At 50.2% G+C, this 679-nt stretch carries 1 protein-coding gene and 1 pseudogene; both read right to left on the reverse strand.

The window, feature by feature from the left end; translation table 11 throughout:
* Positions 1-180: pseudogene (locus R7Z50_RS27805) on the reverse strand (IS21-like element ISVch3 family helper ATPase IstB); the annotation flags it as partial.
* A gap of 11 nt (positions 181-191) precedes the next feature.
* Positions 192-679 (reverse strand): Mu transposase domain-containing protein (locus R7Z50_RS27810; RefSeq protein WP_411979528.1); only part of this gene is annotated, 488 nt, incomplete at its 5' end.

Genomic DNA, 679 nt, shown 5'->3' on the forward strand with positions numbered 1-679 from the left:
TCGTTTTAAGCGTTGGATTTTTGTCTGATTGCGATTCAAGATTTCACTTTCCAGAAGCAGGCTTAGCCTTTCCTCGAAGTCCAGCTCTGCGTAGGTGCTCAGTTGTTCTTGTTGCTGCTCTAACGCTTTCACTGCATGGCTCAAGCGGAGGGTTTTGAGTTGGTCGTTCAGTGCGTTCATTTGTATTTCTCCTAGTGATAACAGTTCGGGCCACGAACATTGCTGTGAACAAGGTTCGGCGTGCTCGTGTTGTCTTTGCTCAGTTGTCCTTCACGATTGTTCTTGAGTAGATTGTTGACGAAGGTGTAGTTGGGTTTTGTCAGCATCAGTGCATCTTTACAGGCTTGCTCTAGGCGCGATTCGCCATGGGCTTTGCTTAGGTTGAGTAACCCAAGGCAGGAACGATACGACTGCTCTGGATGAGGCTTCGAGTTAAGCATCTTATTGACGACCTCTCGTGTGGCTGGGCCGATATTGGCTCCCCAGTTGAGCAAGCGTCCAGGCGACCACTTTTGATGTTGATGGTTACTCGGCATGTGCTCTGGTTGAGTGCTGTTTCCACGTTCCCTTTGGCTGCGTGGATGTTGAGCGATCAAGTTACCTTGGTGGTAGATCTGCACCAGACGGTTGGAGGCTTCCAGCTCGACATGGTGGCCAACCAGTTGATGGGGAACCGAGT

The sequence above is a fragment of the Vibrio sp. 1249-1 genome, assembly GCF_033340495.1.